The organism is Pseudorhodoferax aquiterrae (genome assembly GCF_014652235.1).
GTDB lineage: Bacteria > Pseudomonadota > Gammaproteobacteria > Burkholderiales > Burkholderiaceae_C > Pseudorhodoferax > Pseudorhodoferax aquiterrae.
In genome coordinates, this window is sequence record NZ_BMYK01000004.1 from 412553 (window position 1) to 429873 (window position 17321).

At 69.0% G+C, this 17321-nt stretch carries 19 protein-coding genes; 10 read left to right on the top strand and 9 right to left on the bottom strand.

Translation table 11 applies throughout. The annotated features are described in order from the left end of the window. The first annotated feature begins 24 nt into the window (after positions 1 to 24). From IE209_RS09860 to IE209_RS09870, 3 genes are read left to right on the top strand one after another with little or no spacing between them, the layout of a single operon-like run. Positions 25 to 2094, top strand: coding sequence for an ATP-dependent helicase (locus IE209_RS09860; protein WP_189686762.1), 2070 nt, complete (start codon positions 25 to 27; stop codon positions 2092 to 2094). After that, on the top strand, positions 2091 to 2528 hold the full coding sequence (locus IE209_RS09865) for a hypothetical protein (protein ID WP_189686763.1): 438 nt from the start codon (positions 2091 to 2093) through the stop codon (positions 2526 to 2528). Before IE209_RS09860 ends, IE209_RS09865 begins: the two co-directional genes overlap by 4 nt. Positions 2529 to 2566: 38 nt before the next feature. After that, positions 2567 to 3772 carry a phospholipase A gene (locus tag IE209_RS09870; RefSeq protein ID WP_229882778.1) on the top strand — a complete coding sequence of 402 codons (1206 nt, stop codon included), beginning with the start codon at positions 2567 to 2569 and terminating at the stop codon, positions 3770 to 3772. On the opposite strand, the gene IE209_RS09875 is transcribed toward IE209_RS09870, so the two are convergent. The 4 genes from IE209_RS09875 to IE209_RS09890 form a co-directional block, all read right to left on the bottom strand. Next, positions 3741 to 4202 (bottom strand): hypothetical protein, encoded by a 462-nt coding sequence (locus IE209_RS09875; RefSeq protein ID WP_189686765.1) that lies wholly within the window; start codon positions 4200 to 4202, stop codon positions 3741 to 3743. The two genes, IE209_RS09870 and IE209_RS09875, sit on opposite strands and share 32 nt — an antisense overlap. Beyond that, entirely contained in the window at positions 4199 to 5521 is a 1323-nt protein-coding gene (locus tag IE209_RS09880; RefSeq protein WP_189686766.1) for a hemolysin family protein, read from the bottom strand. Before IE209_RS09880 ends, IE209_RS09875 begins: the two co-directional genes overlap by 4 nt. Positions 5522 to 5620: 99 nt before the next feature. Next, positions 5621 to 5977 carry a hypothetical protein gene (locus tag IE209_RS09885; RefSeq protein WP_189686767.1) on the bottom strand — a complete coding sequence of 119 codons (357 nt, stop codon included), beginning with the start codon at positions 5975 to 5977 and terminating at the stop codon, positions 5621 to 5623. A gap of 52 nt (positions 5978 to 6029) precedes the next feature. Then, the gene (locus IE209_RS09890; protein WP_189686768.1) at positions 6030 to 6404 is read right to left on the bottom strand and encodes a hypothetical protein; all 375 of its coding nucleotides are present in this window, start codon (positions 6402 to 6404) and stop codon (positions 6030 to 6032) included. A gap of 139 nt (positions 6405 to 6543) precedes the next feature. Here IE209_RS09890 and dbpA point away from each other — a divergent pair, with 139 nt between their 5' ends. From dbpA to aroQ, 6 genes are read left to right on the top strand one after another with little or no spacing between them, the layout of a single operon-like run. Then, on the top strand, positions 6544 to 7941 hold the full coding sequence (gene dbpA / locus IE209_RS09895; protein WP_189686769.1) for an ATP-dependent RNA helicase DbpA: 1398 nt from the start codon (positions 6544 to 6546) through the stop codon (positions 7939 to 7941). Positions 7942 to 7966: 25 nt separating this feature from the next. Beyond that, positions 7967 to 8656, top strand: coding sequence for a TetR/AcrR family transcriptional regulator (locus tag IE209_RS09900; RefSeq protein WP_189686770.1), 690 nt, complete (start codon positions 7967 to 7969; stop codon positions 8654 to 8656). Between the two features lie 59 nt (positions 8657 to 8715). Further along, positions 8716 to 9243: a TRAP transporter small permease gene (locus IE209_RS09905; RefSeq protein ID WP_189686771.1), complete on the top strand. Its 528-nt coding sequence runs from the start codon at positions 8716 to 8718 to the stop codon at positions 9241 to 9243. Continuing rightward, positions 9240 to 10520 (top strand): TRAP transporter large permease, encoded by a 1281-nt coding sequence (locus IE209_RS09910; RefSeq protein WP_189686772.1) that lies wholly within the window; start codon positions 9240 to 9242, stop codon positions 10518 to 10520. Before IE209_RS09905 ends, IE209_RS09910 begins: the two co-directional genes overlap by 4 nt. Before the next feature lie 29 nt (positions 10521 to 10549). After that, the gene (locus IE209_RS09915; protein ID WP_189686773.1) at positions 10550 to 11548 is read left to right on the top strand and encodes a TRAP transporter substrate-binding protein; all 999 of its coding nucleotides are present in this window, start codon (positions 10550 to 10552) and stop codon (positions 11546 to 11548) included. 9 nt (positions 11549 to 11557) lie between these two features. Beyond that, positions 11558 to 12004, top strand: coding sequence for a type II 3-dehydroquinate dehydratase (aroQ, locus tag IE209_RS09920; protein WP_189686774.1), 447 nt, complete (start codon positions 11558 to 11560; stop codon positions 12002 to 12004). Positions 12005 to 12065: 61 nt separating this feature from the next. Here the strand turns inward: aroQ and IE209_RS09925 are convergent, their stop codons facing one another. The 4 genes from IE209_RS09925 to IE209_RS09940 form a co-directional block, all read right to left on the bottom strand. Then, positions 12066 to 12497 (bottom strand): hypothetical protein, encoded by a 432-nt coding sequence (locus IE209_RS09925; RefSeq protein WP_189686775.1) that lies wholly within the window; start codon positions 12495 to 12497, stop codon positions 12066 to 12068. Positions 12498 to 12561: 64 nt separating this feature from the next. Then, the gene (locus IE209_RS09930; RefSeq protein ID WP_189686776.1) at positions 12562 to 13467 is read right to left on the bottom strand and encodes a sugar phosphate isomerase/epimerase family protein; all 906 of its coding nucleotides are present in this window, start codon (positions 13465 to 13467) and stop codon (positions 12562 to 12564) included. A 5-nt stretch (positions 13468 to 13472) separates the two neighbouring features. Continuing rightward, a complete protein-coding gene (locus IE209_RS09935; RefSeq protein ID WP_189686777.1) occupies positions 13473 to 14381 on the bottom strand; it encodes a VOC family protein in 909 nt (302 codons plus the stop codon). Positions 14382 to 14416: 35 nt separating this feature from the next. Further along, a complete protein-coding gene (locus IE209_RS09940) occupies positions 14417 to 15187 on the bottom strand; it encodes an SDR family oxidoreductase (protein WP_189686778.1) in 771 nt (256 codons plus the stop codon). A gap of 95 nt (positions 15188 to 15282) precedes the next feature. On the opposite strand from IE209_RS09940, the gene IE209_RS09945 reads away from it, so the two are divergent. Beyond that, positions 15283 to 16356, top strand: coding sequence for an adenylate/guanylate cyclase domain-containing protein (locus IE209_RS09945; protein ID WP_189686779.1), 1074 nt, complete (start codon positions 15283 to 15285; stop codon positions 16354 to 16356). Here the strand turns inward: IE209_RS09945 and IE209_RS09950 are convergent. Next, positions 16353 to 17156, bottom strand: coding sequence for an IclR family transcriptional regulator (locus tag IE209_RS09950; protein WP_189686780.1), 804 nt, complete (start codon positions 17154 to 17156; stop codon positions 16353 to 16355). The genes IE209_RS09945 and IE209_RS09950 overlap by 4 nt on opposite strands. Between the last annotated feature and the right edge of the window lie 165 nt (positions 17157 to 17321).

Below are 17321 nucleotides of genomic sequence, written 5' to 3' on the forward strand. Positions count from 1 at the left end.
GGCGGCGCCCCTCCCCACGCTCCCATGGTTTCCGGTCTCAACGTCGCCCAGCAAGAAGCAGTCAACTACATGCACGGCCCCTGCCTGGTGCTGGCAGGGGCGGGCTCGGGCAAGACGCGCGTGATCACGGCCAAGATCGCGCGGCTGATCCAGGCCGGCGTGCCGGCCAAGAGCGTGGCCGCCATCACCTTCACGAACAAGGCCGCGGCCGAGATGCGCGAGCGTGCCAAGGGCCTGATCGGCAAGCCGGCCAAGGACGTGGTGATCTGCACCTTCCACGCGCTGGGCGTGCGCATCGTGCGCGAGGACGGCCACCGCGTGGGGCTGAAGGCGCAGTTCAGCATCCTGGACAGCGACGACGTGACCTCCATCCTCAAGGACGCCGGCGGCACCACCGACGCGGCCACCGCGCGCCAGTGGCAGTGGACGATCAGCAAGTGGAAGAACATGGGCCTGTCGTCCGCCCAGGCCGAGGAGGTGGCCGCGGACGACAACGAGCGCATCATCGCGCGCATCATGGCGCGCTACGAGGAGCGGCTCACGGCCTATCAGAGCGTGGACTTCGACGACCTGATCGGCCTGCCGCTGCGCCTCTTGCGCGACCATGAAGAGGTGCGCGAGAAATGGCAGCGCGTGCTGGGCCATGTGCTGGTCGACGAATACCAGGACACCAACGCCACGCAGTACGAGGTGCTGAAGCTGCTGGTCGGGCAGCGCGCGCGCTTCACGGCCGTGGGCGACGACGACCAGTCCATCTACGGCTGGCGCGGCGCCACGCTGGACAACTTGAAGCGCCTGCCGGTCGACTACCCGAACCTCAAGGTCATCAAGCTCGAGCAGAACTACCGCTCCACGAGCGCCATCCTGCGCGCGGCCAACAACGTGATCGGGCCCAACCCCAAGCTGTTCCCCAAGACGCTGTTCTCCGAACTGGGCGAGGGCGAGCCCGTGCGCATCGTCGACGCGGACAGCGAGGAGCACGAGGCCGAGCGCGTGGTGGCGCGCATCCAGTCGCTGCGCGCCAACTCGGTGCACAAGGACTTTCGCCATTTCGCCGTGCTGTACCGCGCCAACCACCAGGCCAAGCCCTTCGAGAAGGCGCTGCGCAAGGCGCAGATTCCCTACAAGGTCTCGGGCGGCACGAGCTTCTTCGACCGCGCCGAGATCAAGGACCTGTGCGCCTGGTTCCGGCTGTGGATCAACAACAACGACGACCCGGCCTTCCTGCGCGCCGTGACCGTGCCCAAGCGCGGCATCGGCCACCAGACGCTGGGCCAGCTCGGCGTGTACGCCACGCAGTACAAGCTTTCGCTGTTCGAGTCGCTGTTCTCGTCCTCGCTGGCCAGCCTGTTGCCGCGCCGCGGCTACGAGAGCCTGGTGGAGTTCGGCCGCTACGTGAACGACCTGGAGTACCGCGCGCGCCAGACCATGGGGGCCGAGGCCGCACGCGCCTTCATGATGGAGTGGCTCAAGGAGATCGGCTACGAACAGCACCTCTACGACAACGAGGAGAGCGAGGCTGCCGCCGCGACGCGCTGGTCCAACGTGATGGACTTCGTGGACTGGATGTCGGGCCGCTGCGGCGGGCAGATCGACGACGCGGCCGGCGTCACCACGCAGTCGGAGGTGAAGTCGCTCATGGAGGTCGCGCAGACCATCTCGCTGCTCTCCACCATGAGCGAGCGCGAGCAGGACCAGGACCTCGTCACGCTGTCCACGCTGCACGCTTCCAAGGGCCTGGAGTGGCCGCACGTGGTGCTGGTGGGGGTGAACGAGGGCATGCTGCCGTTCAAGCTCGACGACGACGACGGCCGCCAGCAGAAGGTCAGCGACGAGACCGCGCAGCGCCTGCAGGAGGAGCGCCGCCTCATGTACGTGGGCATCACGCGCGCGCAGCGCACGCTGGCCGTGAGCTGGACGCGCAAGCGCAAGAAGGGCCGCGACCTGGTGCCGGCCCAGCCCAGCCGCTTCATCGCCGAAATGGGGCTGGACAAGGCCACGGTGAAGGAAGACCCGCGCGAGAAGCTGCGCCAGCTGCGCGCGGAGTTCGCGGCCAAGAAGGCGGCCGGCGCCGCGCCGGAGAAGAGCGCATGAAACCGGCGGGGATGGGCGGCCTGTGCGGCCTTGTGTTGTTGCTGGCCGCCTCGGCCCAGGCCCAGACCACCGATTCCACGCCCGCCTGCCCCGCGCCGCACGAAATGCGCGCGCTCCACCTCTATGGCACCTGGCAGGCGCAGTGGCAGGGCGAGGACGCGCCCGGCGCCACGCTGCAGCTCGAACGCCATCCGGAGCTGGGCGACAGCGTGCGCGGCCGCGTCGAGCGCGACGGCACCACGGCGCTGCTGGCCGGCGATGTGGACGATGGCGACCTCACGCTGGAGGAGTCGCGCGACGGCAAGCGCATCTCGGCCACCTGGATCGGTCGTGTCGATGCGGACTCCTGTGGCAAGCTGATCCGCGGCACCTGGACCGATGCCGACACCGAGGCCAGGCGCGAATTCGTGCTGCGCCGTGCCGCGGGTTGGTGATGAACGCTCTTTCTTTCCCGCTCTGCAAAGGACTTTCCATGGCTGGTCTTTCCCCGCTGCTGCGCCCCGCGCCGCTCGCCGCCTTGCTGCTCGGTGTGGGCGCACTGCCTGCCGCGCAGGCCCAGACCGGCCCTGTGCCGAGCTGGCAGACCTGCGCGGCCCAGGCCGGCGACGATGCCGCGCGGCTGCGCTGCTTCGACGCCTGGGCGCGCCAGCAGCAGGCCGAGGCCGCGGCCGTCAACGCCAGGGCGGCTGCCAACGTCCCCAAGGACGGCCCCACCATCAACAAGCCCGACAGCACGGGCGCGACGGCCACCACGGCCGTGGCCAGCACCGCGGTGCCGACGGCAGCGCCCGAGGCGCCCGTGGTGCCGCGTTGCCACGACACGCGCTATTCCACGCTCTCGCGGATCTGGGAACTGGAGTCCGGCACCGACTGCGGCGAGTTCGGCCTGCGCGGTTACCGGCCCATCACGCTGTCGCTCGCGCAGTCCAGCAGCGTGAACCGCACGCCCGGCACGCCCAACCCCGAGAACCAGTCCGACGAGACCAACGAATACCGTCGCACCGAGGCGCGCATCCAGCTGTCGGTGCGGACCAAGGTGGCGCAGGGCCTGCTGACGCCGCGCGAGGGCAGTGCCGTGGACTCGCTGTGGTTCGCCTACTCGCAGCAGTCGTTCTGGCAGGTGTTCACGCCGCAGCTGTCGCGCCCTTTCCGCGCCACCGACCACGAGCCCGAGCTGATCTACGCCTACCCGAGCTATGCCGAGTTCGGCAACTGGCGCCTGCGCTACACGGGCCTGGGCCTGGTCCACCAGTCCAACGGCCAGAGCCTGCCGCTGTCGCGCAGCTGGAACCGCGTCTACCTGATGGCCGGCATGGAAAGCAAGGACGAGCGCTTCCGCCTGACGGGCCGCGTCTGGCACCGCTTCCACGAGAAGGCCGAGAGCGACGACAACCCGGACATCACCGACTACATCGGCCGTGCCGAGATCACGGGCGGCTGGACGCTGTCCAGCCGCGACAACTTCTCGCTCACGGTGCGCCACCCGCTCAAGTCCAACGGCAAGGGGTCGGCGCGCTTGGAGTGGTCGCATGCCCTGGGCCCGCAGGGCGAAGGCGGCTGGCTGCGCAGCGGGCTGCGCCTGCACACCCAGGTCTTCCACGGCTACGGCGACAGCCTGATCGACTACAACGTGCGCAAGACCGTGTTCAGCGTGGGTCTGAGCCTGATGGACTTCTGAGGCCGTCGGCCTCCGCGCAGCGCCGCTGCAGCTGCTGCAGCAGCGAGCGGGTCTGCACCCAGTCGACCCAGCGGCCGCCTTGCTGGACGACGGCCGGCACATCGTCGCCGCGGCTCTGGCCGCGGGCGTAGACCAGCACCTCGTGGTCGGGCGCGTCCTCGTCGGTCAGGCGGGTCGTGATGTCGGCGCCGTCCAGCGGCACCTGCAGGGAGGCCTCTCCTTCGGCTTCCACGCGCAGCACGCAGCCGGGCAACAGTGCATGGCGGTAGCGCGTGCGCAGGTGCGGCCGGGCGCCGACCCCATCCAGCGTCTGCAGCAGCTGCGCCGTGCTCATCGCCGATTCGTCGAGCAGGGCCGCGTCTTCGGTCGGGTAGCCGTCGCAGCCGCCCAGCAGCCCCGCGGCAGCCAGCACCGCGAGGACTGGCTTCAAGCCTGGGTCTCCGCGTCGCCATCGACCTGCACCGGATCGGGCAGGCGCTGGGCCAGCACCTTGTCGATGGTGCGGCCGTCCATGTCCACGATCTCCAGCTTCCAGCCCTCCCATTCGGCCGTGTCGGCCACGCGCGGCAGCCGGCCCGACAGCAGCATCAGCATGCCGGCCAGCGTGTGGTAGCGGCCGCGCTCCTCCTCGGGCACGGTGTCCAATCCCAGGCGGTCCTTGAGTTCGGGCACCGGGATGTGGCCGTCCAGCAGCCAGCTGCCATCGTCGCGCTGCACGGCCCAGGAGGTCTGCGGATCGCGCGGCTGGAATTCGCCCGTGATGGCCTCGATCAGGTCCTGCAGCGTGACGATGCCCTGCACCTCGCCGTATTCGTCGATGACGAAGGCCATCTGCATGTCGCTGGAGCGGAAGTTGTCCAGCAGCTCCATGCCGGTCAGCGTCTCGGGCACGTACAGCGGTTGCGTGAGCAGCTGCTTGGCAAGGTCGCGCTGGTCCTCGCGCAGCGCGCGCGACAACCACTGGCGCGCGTTCAGGATGCCCAGCACGTTGTCCAGGCCGCCGCGCACGACCGGAAAGCGCGCATGGTCGCTCTCCTCGATGCGGCGCAGGTTCTCCTCGAAGGGCAGGTCGGCGTCCAGCGTGACCACGTCGCTGCGCGGCACCATGAGCGAGACGATCTGGCGGTCGTCCAGCCGGAACACGTTGCGCACCATGTCGTGCTCGTGCGACTCGATCACACCAGCGGTCGTGCCTTCGGCCAGCATGGCGTGGATCTCGTCGGCCGTGATCGGGTTCGGGTTGCCGTCCTTCACGCCCAGCAGGCGCAGCAGCGCCTGGGTGGAGACGGTCAGCAGCTTGACGAAGGGCTTGGTGGCCGTGGCCAGCCAGTTGATGGGCCGCGCCACCAGCCGGGCCAGGGCCTCGGGGTGGGTCTGCCCCAGGCGCTTGGGCACCAGCTCGCCGGCCACGATGGAGACGTAGGTGATCAGCACCACGACCAGCGCCGTCGCGGCATAGCCGCTGGAGGAGGCCGGCACGCCCATCTCGGTCAGCCAGTCGGCCAGCGGCGCGGCCAGCGCGGCCTCGCCGACGATGCCGTTCAGCACGCCGATGGAGGTGATGCCGATCTGGATGGTGGACAGGAAACGCGTCGGGTCTTCGCCGAGCTTGATCGCGGCGCTGGCGGCCGGATCGCCTTCATCGACGAGTTTTTGCAGGCGCGCGCGGCGCGCCGTGACGAGCGCGATTTCCGACATCGCGAACAGGCCGTTGAGCAGGACCAAGGCCAATAAAACAAAGATTTCCACAGGGCACCCGAAGGGGAAGACGAGAGGTTGGCACCGCCGCGGCAGCGACGGGCTTGGCCAGGTTGGCCGGTAGCAGGGGAGGCAGGACGCGCCGCGGCGCTAGGCGCGCACGATCGGGGCGATGGCGGCGATGGACGCGGCGATGGGCGGGCGCTGCAGGCGCGCCAGATCGGGCGCCAGCCAGCCGCCGGGCGCGGGCGCATCGGGCCGCACGGGCAGGCCGGCCGCCACGCCGGTGTCGCCCGGGCCGAGCAGCCCGAGCAGGTCGGCCAGCAGCTGGAACGGCAGGTTGTCGAGGTGGTGGTCGTCCAGGGAACCTTCCGCGGCGCTGGACGGGCCGGGCTGGGCCTGTTCGGTGAGGGCGTCGGAGCAGACCTCGGCGGCCAGCTCCTGGGCGGAGAGGCCCATCCACGCCATGGCCAGGGCAAGGAAGAAGGCGAGGGCCCGGGAACGCATGATGGGCCGGATTTTACGGGGACCGCCACAGCGGCCCGCGGCGAGGACCGTCTCAGGCGTGTGCGCGGGCGGCGCCGAACTTGCCGTGCGGCAGGCTGGCCAGGCGCGAGAACATGCGCCGGCAGTAGCCCGCGACCGACAGGCACTTGTTGATCTCGTCCACCGGCAGCGGACCGGAAACGACCACGATGTCGTTGGCGCTGTCCTGCGCGCCGGCGGCCCGCAGGCGGCGCCGCGCACCGTTGGCCCAGGAATGGATGCGCGCGGGGTTGCCGTGCTGGTGCAGGTGGCCGGTGCTGGCGTCGAAGGCGATGGCGACCGTATCGGTCTTGAGCTTGAGCTTGTGCTCCCCGGTGGCCACGCTGGGCGGCGTGGCGAGGTCGTACAGGTAGTAGCTGCCGGCTTTCAACTGGTACTGCAGATCCATACGGTGTCCTTTTTGGGGGCATTGTGGTGGGCGGCTCGGCCAGCCAAACGCCGGTGCAACAAGGGGAATCGGTGCCAGTTCGCGATTTTGCGCCGCAATCTGTGCAATTCCTGGCTTGACGAGCGCGGACAATCGCAACATGTCTGAAACGAATTTGGCGGACCGCGCGTTCGCACGGCTCCCGCTGCCGCCGGCGCAGCTGGACAACCTGGCCAGCCTGGGCTTCACGCAGATGACGCCGATCCAGGCCGCCAGCCTGCCGCTGGCGCTGGCCGGGCGCGACCTGATCGCCCAGGCCGAGACCGGCAGTGGCAAGACCGCGGCCTTCGGCCTGGCGCTGCTGGCGGGGCTGAACCCGCGCTTCTTCGGCGCCCAGGCGCTGGTGCTGTGCCCCACGCGGGAGCTGGCCGACCAGGTGGCCCAGGAGCTGCGGCGGCTGGCGCGCGCGCAGGACAACATCAAGACCGTGGTGCTGTGCGGCGGCGTGCCGCTGCGCAACCAGGCCGCCAGCCTGGAGCACGGCGCCCACATCGTGGTCGGCACGCCGGGCCGCGTGCTGGACCACCTGGAGCGCGGCAACCTGGTGCTGGACGGGCTGCGCACGCTGGTGCTGGACGAAGCCGACCGCATGCTGGACATGGGCTTCATGGACGACATCGCCGCCGTGGCCCGGCGTTGCCCGGCCGACCGCCAGACCTTGCTGTTCTCGGCCACCTACCCCGAGGGCATCGCCCAGCTGGCGCGCCAGTTCCTGCGCGATCCGCAGCGCATCACGGTCGAGAAGAAGCAGGACGTCAGCCACATCGTGCAGCATTGGTACGAGGTGGAAGAGGGCCAGCGGCTGGACGCCGTGGTGCGCCTGCTGCGGCACCACCGACCCGACAACGCGCTGGCCTTTTGCAACACCAAGCAGCAGTGCCGCGACCTGCTGGCCGTGCTGCGCGGCCATGGCTTCGCGGCGCTGGCGCTCTACGGCGAGCTGGAGCAGGTCGAGCGCGACCAGGTGCTGGTGCGCTTCGCCAACCGCAGCGCCAACGTGCTGGTGGCGACCGATGTGGCCGCGCGCGGGCTGGACATCGCGCGCCTGGGCGCCGTGGTCAACGTCGACGTGACGCCGGATCCCGAGGTGCACGTGCACCGCGTGGGCCGCACCGGCCGCGCGGGCGAGAAGGGCCTGGCGCTGAACCTCGCCAGCATGGACGAGATGGGGCGCGTGGGCCGCATCGAGCAGCTGCAGGGCCAGCCTGCGCGCTTCGAGCCGCTGGCGTCGCTGCAGGACCAGGGCATGCCGCCGCCCCCGCCCATGGCCACGCTGCAGATCCAGGGCGGACGCAAGGAGAAGATCCGCGCCGGCGACGTGCTGGGCGCGCTGACCGGCGAGGCTGGCTACACGCGCGAGCAGATCGGCAAGATCGACGTGAACGAGTTCTCCACCTATGTGGCGGTGGCGCGCGGCATCGCGCAGCAGGCCGCCAGCCGGCTCGACCGCGGCCGCATCAAGGGCAAGAGCGTGCGCGTGCGCCTGCTCGACGATTGAACGTTTCCCTTCCTATACTGCCGGAATGAACCAGACGGTACATTCCCGGCGCCGTGCGGCCAGTGCCAGGCCCGCCGCCAAGGATGGCAAGGAGACAAGCCGCACCAACGATCCCGCGCGCACCATGGCCAACATCCTGGACGTGGCGCTGACCGAGTTCGCGGAGAAGGGCCTGGACGGCGCGCGCATCGACGAGATCGCGGCCGCCACGCAGACCTCCAAGCGCATGATCTACTACTACTTCGGTAGCAAGGAGGGACTGTACCTGGCCGTGCTGGAGGCCAGCTACCGGGCCATGCGCGAGACCGAGGCCGACCTGCACTTGGGTGACCTGGCGCCCGAGGCTGCGCTGCGCCGCCTCGTGGAATTCACGTTCGACCACCACCTGGCCAGCGAGCCCTACATCCGCCTGGTGATGGCCGAGAACATGCAGCGCGGCCACTACATGGCGCAGAGCCAGAGCATCGAGCAGCTCAACGTGCCGGCGATCTCGGCCATCGAGGACTTGTATGCGCGCGGCCTGGCCGCCGGGGTCTTCCGCGCTGGCGTGGACGCGATCGACCTGCATGCCACCATCTCGGCGCTGTGCTTCTTCAACGTGGCGAACCGCCACACCTTCGGCCTGATCTTCAAGCGCGACTACACCGAGCCGGCGGTCGCGGCCGCGCGGCGCGAGTCCATCGTCCAGACCGTGCTGCGCTTCGTGCAAGGGTAAGCCCCTAGAGTGAAAAACTAACCAGTTCGTACATTACTGGGTTCGCAAGGAGACACGGCGTGGTTCAGAAACTCATCCAAGGCTATTGCCGGCTGCTGGGCTGGCTCATGGTCGCCAGCCTCGCGCTGATGGTGGTCATGGTGTTCGGCAACGTGGTCATGCGCTACGCGTTCAACTCCGGGCTCACGCTCTCCGAGGAACTGTCGCGCTGGCTGTTCGTCTGGCTGACCTTCCTGGGCGCCGTGGTGGCGCTCAACGAGCGCGGCCACCTGGGCACCGATTCGCTGATCGCGCGGCTGCCGCGCGCGGGCCAGAAGGTCTGCCTGTTCCTGAGCCTCGTGCTGATGTGCTGGCTGTGCTGGCTGGTCTTCGACGGTTCCTGGCAGCAGGTGAAGATCAACTGGGATTCCACGAGCGCCGTGATGGAGGCGCGCATGGGCTACTTCTACGCCAGCGGCATGGTGTTCGCACTGCTGGCCGCGCCGGTCTTGCTGCTGAACCTGGTGCGCCTGCTGACGGGCCGCATGTCGGACGACGAACTGATCGGCGTGCGCGAGAACGAAGACCAACATCCGGAGCAGGCATGACCATCGCCATCTTCCTGGGCTCTTTGCTGGTGGCCATGGCCATCGGCGTGCCGATCTCGTTCGCACTGCTGGCCAGCGGCGCTGCGCTGATGGTGCAGATGGACATGTTCGACGCGCAGATCCTGGCGCAGAACCTGATCGAAGGTTCCAACAGCTTCCCGCTGCTGGCCGTGCCCTTCTTCATGCTGGCCGGCGAGATCATGAACGCGGGCGGTCTGTCGCGCCGCATCGTGCAATTCGCGATGGCGCTGGTCGGGCACGTGCGCGGTGGCCTGGGCTATGTGGCGATCGGCGCGGCCGTGATGATGGCGGCGCTGTCGGGCTCGGCCGTGGCCGACGCGGCGGCGCTGTCGGCCCTGCTGCTGCCGATGATGGTGAGGGCCGGGCACGACAAGGCGCGCTCGGCCGGCCTGCTGTCGGCGGCCAGCATCATCGCGCCCGTGATTCCGCCGTCCATCGGCTTCGTGATCTTCGGCGTGGCCGCCAACGTGTCGATCTCCAAGCTGTTCCTGGCCGGCATCGTGCCCGGCGTGCTGCTGGGCACGGCGCTGTGCTTCACCTGGTGGTGGCTGGGCCGGCGCGAGAACGTGCCGCCGCAGCCGCGCCGCAGCCGCGCGGAAATCCTCGGCGCGCTCAAGGATGCGACCTTCGCACTGGGCCTTCCGGTCATCGTCATCGTGGGCCTGAAGTTCGGCGTGTTCACGCCGACCGAGGCCGCGGTCGTCGCGGCGGTCTACGCCCTGCTGATCTCGGTGTTCGTCTACCGCGAGCTCCGCTTCAACCAGCTGTTCGGCCTGTTCCTCGCTGCGGCCAAGACCACGGCCGTGATCATGTTCCTGGTGGCCGCCGCGATGGTCAGCGCCTGGCTGATCACGGTGGCCCAGTTGCCCGACCAGATCGTGAGCCTGCTGCAGCCGCTGCTGGACAGCCCGCGCCTGCTGATGGCCGCCATCATGGTGCTGGTGATCGTCGTCGGCACGGCCATGGACATGACGCCCACGGTGCTGATCCTCACGCCGGTGCTGATGCCCATCGTCAAGGCCGCCGGCATCGACCCGGTGTACTTCGGCGTGCTGTTCATCATGAACAACGCCATCGGTCTGATCACACCGCCCGTGGGCACCGTGCTCAACACCGTGGCCGGCGTCGGCAAGATCAGCATGGACCAGGTCACCAAGGGCGTCTGGCCCTTCATGGTCGCGCAGTTCGCGCTGATGTTCCTGATGGTCCTGTTCCCCGCCATCGTCACCGTGCCGGCGCGCTGGCTGGCCGGCTGACCCGTTCCCGTCACCACTGGAGACACCCCATGAAACGCCTCATGCTCAAGACCCTGGTAGCAGCAGCTGCCTTCGCCGCGCTCGGTGCCCAGGCCCAGGACACGCGCACCATCAAGTTCGCCACGCAGAACCCCAAGGGCCATCCGCTCGTGATGGGCATGGAGAAGTTCGCCGAGATCGTCACCGCCAAATCCGGCGGCAAGCTCAAGGTCAACCTGTTCCCGGGCGGCACGCTGGGCAGCGACCAGGCCAACGTCTCGGCCATCCAGGGCGGCACGCTGGAGATGGCGAGCATGAACTCGGGCATCCTCGCCAGCCAGGTCAAGGAGTTCGCGGTCTACGACTTCCCGTTCATGTTCGGCAGCAATGCCGAGGCCGAGGCCATCGTCGACGGCCCCTTCGGCAAGAAGCTGCACGACAAGCTCAAGGACAAGGGCATGATCGGCCTGTCCTACTTCGAGCTGGGCTTTCGCGACATCACCAACAGCAAGCGCCCGATCACCAAGGTGGAGGACCTGGCCGGCCTGAAGCTGCGCGTGATCCCCAACCCGATCAACGTGGACTGGGTCAAGGCGCTGGACGCCAATCCCACGCCGCTGCCCTTCCCCGAGGTCTACGCCGCGCTCGAGCAAAAGGCCATCGACGGCCAGGAGAACCCGGTCACCGTCATCAACGCCAACAAGTTCTACGAGGTGCAAAAGCATGTGGTGCTGAGCCACCACCAGTACAACCCGCAGTCCGTGCTGATCAGCAAGAAGTTCTGGGACAGCCTGCAGCCCGCGCAGCAAAAGATCATCGCCGACGCGGCGGTCGAGGCCACGAAATTCCAGCGCCAGGCCGCGCGCGAGCAGGTCGCCATCGCGCTCGAAAACATGAAGAAGAACGGCATGCAGGTGACCGAGCTGCCGCCCGCCGAACTGGCCAAGCTGCGCGACAAGATGCGCCCCGTGACGGCCAAGCATGCCGTGACCGTGGGCCAGGACGTGGTGGCCGAACTGCAGGCCGAGCTGGCGAAGGTGCGCAAGTAAGGAGCCGGCATGAAGATCCTCACGCTGCACGGCATCAACCTCAACATGTTCGGCAAGCGCGACCCCAAGACCTACGGCACGGCCACGCTGGCGGACATCGACGCGCAGCTGGCCGCGCTCGGCCGCGAACTCGGCGTCGAGGTCGAGTGCTTCCAGACCAATTTCGAAGGCGCGATGGTCGAACGCATCCACGCCGCCCACACCGAGGGCGTGGACGCCATCGTCATCAACGCCGGCGCCTGGACGCACTACAGCTACGGCATCCGCGACGCGCTGGCCATCCTGGCGTGCCCCATCGTCGAGGTGCACATGTCCAACGTGCACGCGCGCGAAGCCTTCCGCCACCATTCGGTGCTGGCCGAGATCGTCCAGGGCCAGATCGCCGGCTTCGGCGTGGACAGCTACCTGCTGGGCCTGCGCACGGCCGTCACGCACGCCCGGGCCCGGGCCGTCTGAGGTCCGGACGGGCCGGGCTTGCGCATCGCCGGGCGCGGTGCGCAAGCGGCGGCGAACCGCTTCACGACCCGGCGCCCAGCGCCGCGGCACCCACGGCGTACGACAAGCCCAGCACCAGGCAGATGCCCGAAGACAGGTACCAGAAGGTGCTCGAGTTGTCCGGGAACATGGGCTTCAACAGCGGAAAGGCCAGCGCCCTGGCGAGGTAGACGGCGCCGACGAGGGCGAGCACTGGCCGCGTGAATGGCAAGGACGGTGCCAGGCCCGCGCCCGAGAAGGCATAGACGGCCCACACCAGCAGCACGCCGGCGATGGCGGCGGTGACCAGGGCCGGTGCGGTCTTGCCGGCCTCGGCTGCGCGCGCCATGCGCTCGCCCGCGCCCATGAGCCGGTAGGCCGGGCCGCCCAGCACGATGCAGACCACATGCGCCAGCGCAGCGATGGCGCTCAGGGTGCCGCCGAACAGCAGGGCGTTGGTACCGAGGTCGTGCATGGAGGGGACTGCAAATGTCTTGGAAACAGGACGCTGCCGATCCGGCCGGGCATCCGCGCCGCGCTCATCCCGCCATCGCCTTCAGGCGCATCTGGCCCGGCAGCGGCACCGAGCGCTTGAGCACGTCCTCGGCCAGCCACAGCGCCGACTTGCGCGCCCGCTCGGCCACCGTGGGCAGCGGCAGGTTCAGGAAGTCGTCGTTGAAGACCTCGAAGCTGTAGTCGCCGCGGTAGCCCAGCTTGTCCAGCCGCAGCACGAGTTCGACCACCTGCTCGCTGTGCACGCCCTCGCCCGGGAACACGCGCATGGTGCGCGCGGTGGTCATGCGTTCCTCGAAGGTCGGCGTGTCCTGCCACAGGAAGTCGGCCAACTGCACGAGGAAGATCTTGCTCGGGTCCAGGTAGTCGATTTCCGAGAGCGGGGTCTTGGCCGCCAGCACGTGGAAGGAGTCGATGCCCACGCCCAGGTTGGGGCAGTCGGCACGGCAGACCACGTCCCAGGCCGTCGTGAACTCGTTGACCGTGTGGCCCCAGGACAGGCCTTCGTAGGCGATCTTGATGCCCAGCGGCACGGCCAGCATGGCCAGCTTGCGCAGGTCGCGCGCGATCAGGTCCAGGTCCTGCGTGGCATGGCGCGAGGTCGACGAGCAGGCCAGCAGCACCGTGCAGCCCAGCGCGGCGCACATCTCCAGCATGCTCTTGGCGATGTCCACCTTGTAGTGGTGCAGGTGGCCGGACAGGCCCTCGAAGTCGCGCAGCACCTGGAAGCCCGTGCCGCGCAGGCCGCTGTCCTTGACGGCCTGCACGGCCGCCGAGAGGCCGCCCGGGTGGCCGACCAGGTCGTTGGCCTTGAGCATGACCTGCGTGAAGCCGGCCTCACGCATGGCGGACAGCTTGGCTTCCAGCGGCCCGGCCAGCGTGATCGTGTCCATGCCGAAGCCTTCGAAGTTGCCCTCGGTGTGCAGCCGCATGCCGTTCACTCCTGCGCGCTGTGCACGAGCTCGAACACCACCGAGCCCAGGTAGGTCTTGGTGATGGCGCCGCGCCGCTCGGTGTGGGCGGCGGCGGTTTCGACGAATTCCACGCCCAGCGCGCGCAGCGCCTGCACGGCGGCCAGCACGTCGGGCACGCCCAGGCCGATGCGCTGCAGCTTCTCGCCGGTGTCCAGCACATGCGGCTCGGGCTCGACCAGCTGCAGCATGAAGCGCTGCGTGGCATCCAGCGCCGGCGTGCGCAGCAAGGTGCCCTTGGGCATGATGCCGAAGCGCAGGTCGTCGGGGATCAGCTCGGTGCCGAACAGCTCGCGGTAGAACTCGATCCAGTCGTTGCTGCGGCCCGGGCCGATGTACTGCACCACGCCGAAGAAGTGGATGCCGGCCGTGGCGGCCGGGTGCTGCTCGACCGAGGGAATCGGCACGAAGTCCACGTCGTAGATCGAGAACTCCTTGTAGCGGTCGACGAAGTAGATGCGGCTGCCGCCCGCGCCGTGGATGGCCGGGATGTTCAGCTCCATCACCTCCGCATGGCCTGGCACGGCCCAGGCGCCGCGCTCCAGCACGTAGCGGTAGGCCGCCCGCGCATCGCGCGCACGCAGCGCGATGGCCGAGATGGTCGGCACCTCCTGGCTGGCGCCCGGCGCGTCGGCTGCGTGGGCGTTGACCACGATGTTGAGCCCGCCCTGGCGGTACAGCAGGATCTCGCGCGAACGGTGCCGCGCGATGGGCCGAAAGCCCATCATCTCCAGCACCTGGCCCAGGGCCTGGGGCTTGGAGGTGGCGTACTCGATGAACTCGATGCCGTCCAGGCCCAGCGGGTTGGCGGCGTCGCTGAACGAAGCCTGCAGGGGCTCGCGCGGGTCGGGGGTATTCAGCAGCAGATCACTCATGCGCGCATTCTGCGCCAGCCGACGCTGTTTTTCGTCTAGCGCACGAGCAGCACGCCGCCATCCACGGTCAGTGTGGTGCCGACCACATAGTCCCCCGCGCGCGAGGCCAGGTAGATGGCCGCCGCCGCCATGTCCTCGGGCTGGCCGATGCGCCTGGCGGGGATGCGCCGTGCGACCTCTTCGCCCTGGTCGCGCGCGGCGCGGTTCATCTCCGAGGCGAAGGCGCCGGGCGCGATCGCGCTGACCACGATGTTGTCCTCGATCAGCCGCAACGCCATGCGTTTGGTGAGGTGGATCAGCCCGGCCTTGCTCGCCGCATAGGAGTAGGTCTCCAGCGGGCTCACGCCCTGGCCGTCGATGGAGGCGATGTTGATGACCTTGGCCGGCCGGCTCTGCGCCGCCAGCCGCAGCGGCGCGGCCAGGGCCTGGGTCAGGAAGAAGGGGGCCTTGAGGTTCAGGTTGACGACCTTGTCCCACCCGGATTCGGGAAAGTCGTCGAAGGGCTCGCCCCAGGCCGCGCCCGCGTTGTTGACGAGGATGTCCAGCTGCGGCTCCAGCGCGACGAAGGCATCGGCCAGCGCGCGGGCGCCGGCCACGCTGGAGACATCGGCCGGCAGCGCGATGCAGTGCCCCAGCGCAGCCATCTCGTGCGCGGCCTGGGTGCAGGCCTCGCCCTTGCGCGCCGAGATGTACACGCGCGCGCCCTGGGCCAGGAAACCCTCGGCGATCATGCGGCCGATGCCGCGCGAGCCGCCGGTGACGAGGGCCGTGCGGCCGGCCAGGGAGAACAGGTCTTGGGTCTGCATGGGATGTCGCGCTCCGTGTAGGGGGAAAGCCGATCAGCTTAGCGGCCCTACACTTGCCCGTCGCCACTTTGGCGACACCGCCCCACCCCCCCAGCATGAAACAGATCCACCGCCAGCAGTTGGCCGAGCGCCTGCTGGCCCTGGCAGAGTCCGGTGCATTGCAGCAGAGCGACGCACGCGCGCGCATCGCCGACGTGATCGACAGCGTGGAGCATGCCGACGCCGCGGCCGACCTGCGCCGCGTGACCATCCTGCTGTCGGACCTGCGCGGTTTCACGGCGCTGGCGGAGCAGCACTCGGCGCTGGCCATGGTCGAGGCGCTGAACCGCTACCTCGCGCGCATGACCGAGATCATCCTGCGCTGGGGCGGTGCCATCGACAAGTTCATGGGCGACGCGATCATGGTGCTGTTCGGCGCGCCCGAGGCACTGGAGGACGACATCGTCTCGGCGATCGCCTGCGCCATCGAGATGCAGATCGCGATGGACGAGATCAACGCCGACAACCGCCAGCACGGCATGGCGCCCTGGTTCATGGGCATCGGCATCAACACCGGCGAGGTGGTGGCCGGCCAGCTGGGCTCGCGCCTGCACAGCGAATACACGGTGATCGGCGACCAGGTCAACCTGGCCTCGCGCATCGAGGCGCACAGCCTGCGCGGGCAGATTCTGCTGTCCGAGGCCACCTGGCGCCAGGCGCAGGGCTTCATCGAGACCGGCGATGTCAACGAGGTCAGCGTCAAGGGCAAGCGCGAGACCGTGCGCATGTACGAGCTGCAGGCCACGCATCGCCCGCACCGGCTCGTGGCGCCCAAGCGCGAGATCCGCAACAGCCCGCGCGTGGAGGTCGACATGCCGCTGGTGTTCCGCCGGCTCAAGGGCAAGGCCGTGGGCACGCGCAAGCTGGACGGCCGCATCACCGATCTCAGCTACGGTGGCATGTTCGTGCGCAGCGCGGTGGCGCTGCAGGCCTTCGACGACATCTGCTTCGCGCTGTCGCTGTCGCTGATGGGCCGCGAGCTGACCGAGATCTACGCCAAGGTGCTGCGCGTGGTGCCGCTGCCCGACGGGCAGTTCGGCTACCCGGTGGAGTTCACGGCCATCGAGGCCAAGGCCCAGCAGTCGATCAAGGAGTTCGTCGACGGCATCGTCGAACTCGGCCGACCCTAGGCCGCAGCCTGGCGCGCGGCCGCTTGCCGCACGAAGATCGGCGAGGCCGTGCTGGCCATGGCCAGTTCGCCGGCCGCCTGGTTCAGGGCCGCGCCGAGTTCCAGCATGCGCGGCGCAGTCAGGCGGATCGCCGGGCCGGCGATCGTGATCACGCCGATGGTGTCCTCGCCGCGCCGCTGAACGGGCGCGGCCATGGCGTTCATGCCGGGCGCGTAGACCTCCTCGATCAGCGAGAAGCCGCGCGCGCGGTCTTCCTGCAGCATCTGCTCCAGCGCCTTCCAGGTGGTGGGCGCGCGCGGCCCGTAGGCGGCCGGCTCGCCGAAGCCCTGCTTGACCACGAGCTCCAGCGCGCGTTCTTCGGACAGCGTCATGAGCCAGGCGTGGCCGCCGGCGCTGCACGACAGGCGCAGGTCGATGCCCATGTCGGGGTCGTAGCGCAGGCCGAAGCGCGCGCCCTGGGCCTTGGCCACGAAGGTCAGCCGGTCGCCGTCGACGATGGCCAGGCGCACCAGCTCGCCCGACACGTCGGCCAGCCGGTCGATGATGGGCTGGGCGATGTCCACGATGCCCGAGCCACCCAGGTAGGACAGGCCCAGCGCCGCCAGCTTGGTGGTCAGCGCGTAGTCGCCGTGGTCGCGCATCTGGCGCACGTAGCCGCAGCGCACGAGCTCGGTCAGCACCCGGTGGCAGGCCGACAGCGGCAATTCCAGGTCCGCCGCGACGGCCGACAAGGCCTTGCCTTCGGGGCGCGCGGCCAGGTATTCGAGGACGGACAGGGAACGTTCCAGGGGGCTGCTCATGGCCGGGATTGTCACCCGAAGCCGGACCGCTCCCGGCGGGCACCGCCCTGCATCCAGCCGGCCGTTCGACCGAACTGCGTACAGGTTTACCCCAGGTGCCAAAGCCTAGCCTGCACGTAATATGGAAACTAATTCCACATGGAAACTATTTCTAAATCTCGTGGC

Bases quoted from the DNA above. Each gene is read 5' to 3' on its own strand.
- IE209_RS09915 (WP_189686773.1), top strand. From the start codon at position 10,550: ATGAAACGCCTCATGCTCAAGACCCTGGTAGCAGCAGCTGCCTTCGCC.
- IE209_RS09940 (WP_189686778.1), bottom strand. From the start codon at position 15,187: ATGCAGACCCAAGACCTGTTCTCCCTGGCCGGCCGCACGGCCCTCGTC.
- aroQ (WP_189686774.1), top strand. From the start codon at position 11,558: ATGAAGATCCTCACGCTGCACGGCATCAACCTCAACATGTTCGGCAAG.
- IE209_RS09950 (WP_189686780.1), bottom strand. From the start codon at position 17,156: ATGAGCAGCCCCCTGGAACGTTCCCTGTCCGTCCTCGAATACCTGGCC.
- IE209_RS09930 (WP_189686776.1), bottom strand. From the start codon at position 13,467: ATGCGGCTGCACACCGAGGGCAACTTCGAAGGCTTCGGCATGGACACG.
- IE209_RS09945 (WP_189686779.1), top strand. From the start codon at position 15,283: ATGAAACAGATCCACCGCCAGCAGTTGGCCGAGCGCCTGCTGGCCCTG.
- IE209_RS09900 (WP_189686770.1), top strand. From the start codon at position 7,967: ATGAACCAGACGGTACATTCCCGGCGCCGTGCGGCCAGTGCCAGGCCC.
- IE209_RS09890 (WP_189686768.1), bottom strand. From the start codon at position 6,404: ATGGATCTGCAGTACCAGTTGAAAGCCGGCAGCTACTACCTGTACGAC.
- dbpA (WP_189686769.1), top strand. From the start codon at position 6,544: ATGTCTGAAACGAATTTGGCGGACCGCGCGTTCGCACGGCTCCCGCTG.
- IE209_RS09910 (WP_189686772.1), top strand. From the start codon at position 9,240: ATGACCATCGCCATCTTCCTGGGCTCTTTGCTGGTGGCCATGGCCATC.
- IE209_RS09860 (WP_189686762.1), top strand. From the start codon at position 25: ATGGTTTCCGGTCTCAACGTCGCCCAGCAAGAAGCAGTCAACTACATG.
- IE209_RS09885 (WP_189686767.1), bottom strand. From the start codon at position 5,977: ATGCGTTCCCGGGCCCTCGCCTTCTTCCTTGCCCTGGCCATGGCGTGG.
- IE209_RS09870 (WP_229882778.1), top strand. From the start codon at position 2,567: ATGGCTGGTCTTTCCCCGCTGCTGCGCCCCGCGCCGCTCGCCGCCTTG.
- IE209_RS09925 (WP_189686775.1), bottom strand. From the start codon at position 12,497: ATGCACGACCTCGGTACCAACGCCCTGCTGTTCGGCGGCACCCTGAGC.
- IE209_RS09865 (WP_189686763.1), top strand. From the start codon at position 2,091: ATGAAACCGGCGGGGATGGGCGGCCTGTGCGGCCTTGTGTTGTTGCTG.
- IE209_RS09935 (WP_189686777.1), bottom strand. From the start codon at position 14,381: ATGAGTGATCTGCTGCTGAATACCCCCGACCCGCGCGAGCCCCTGCAG.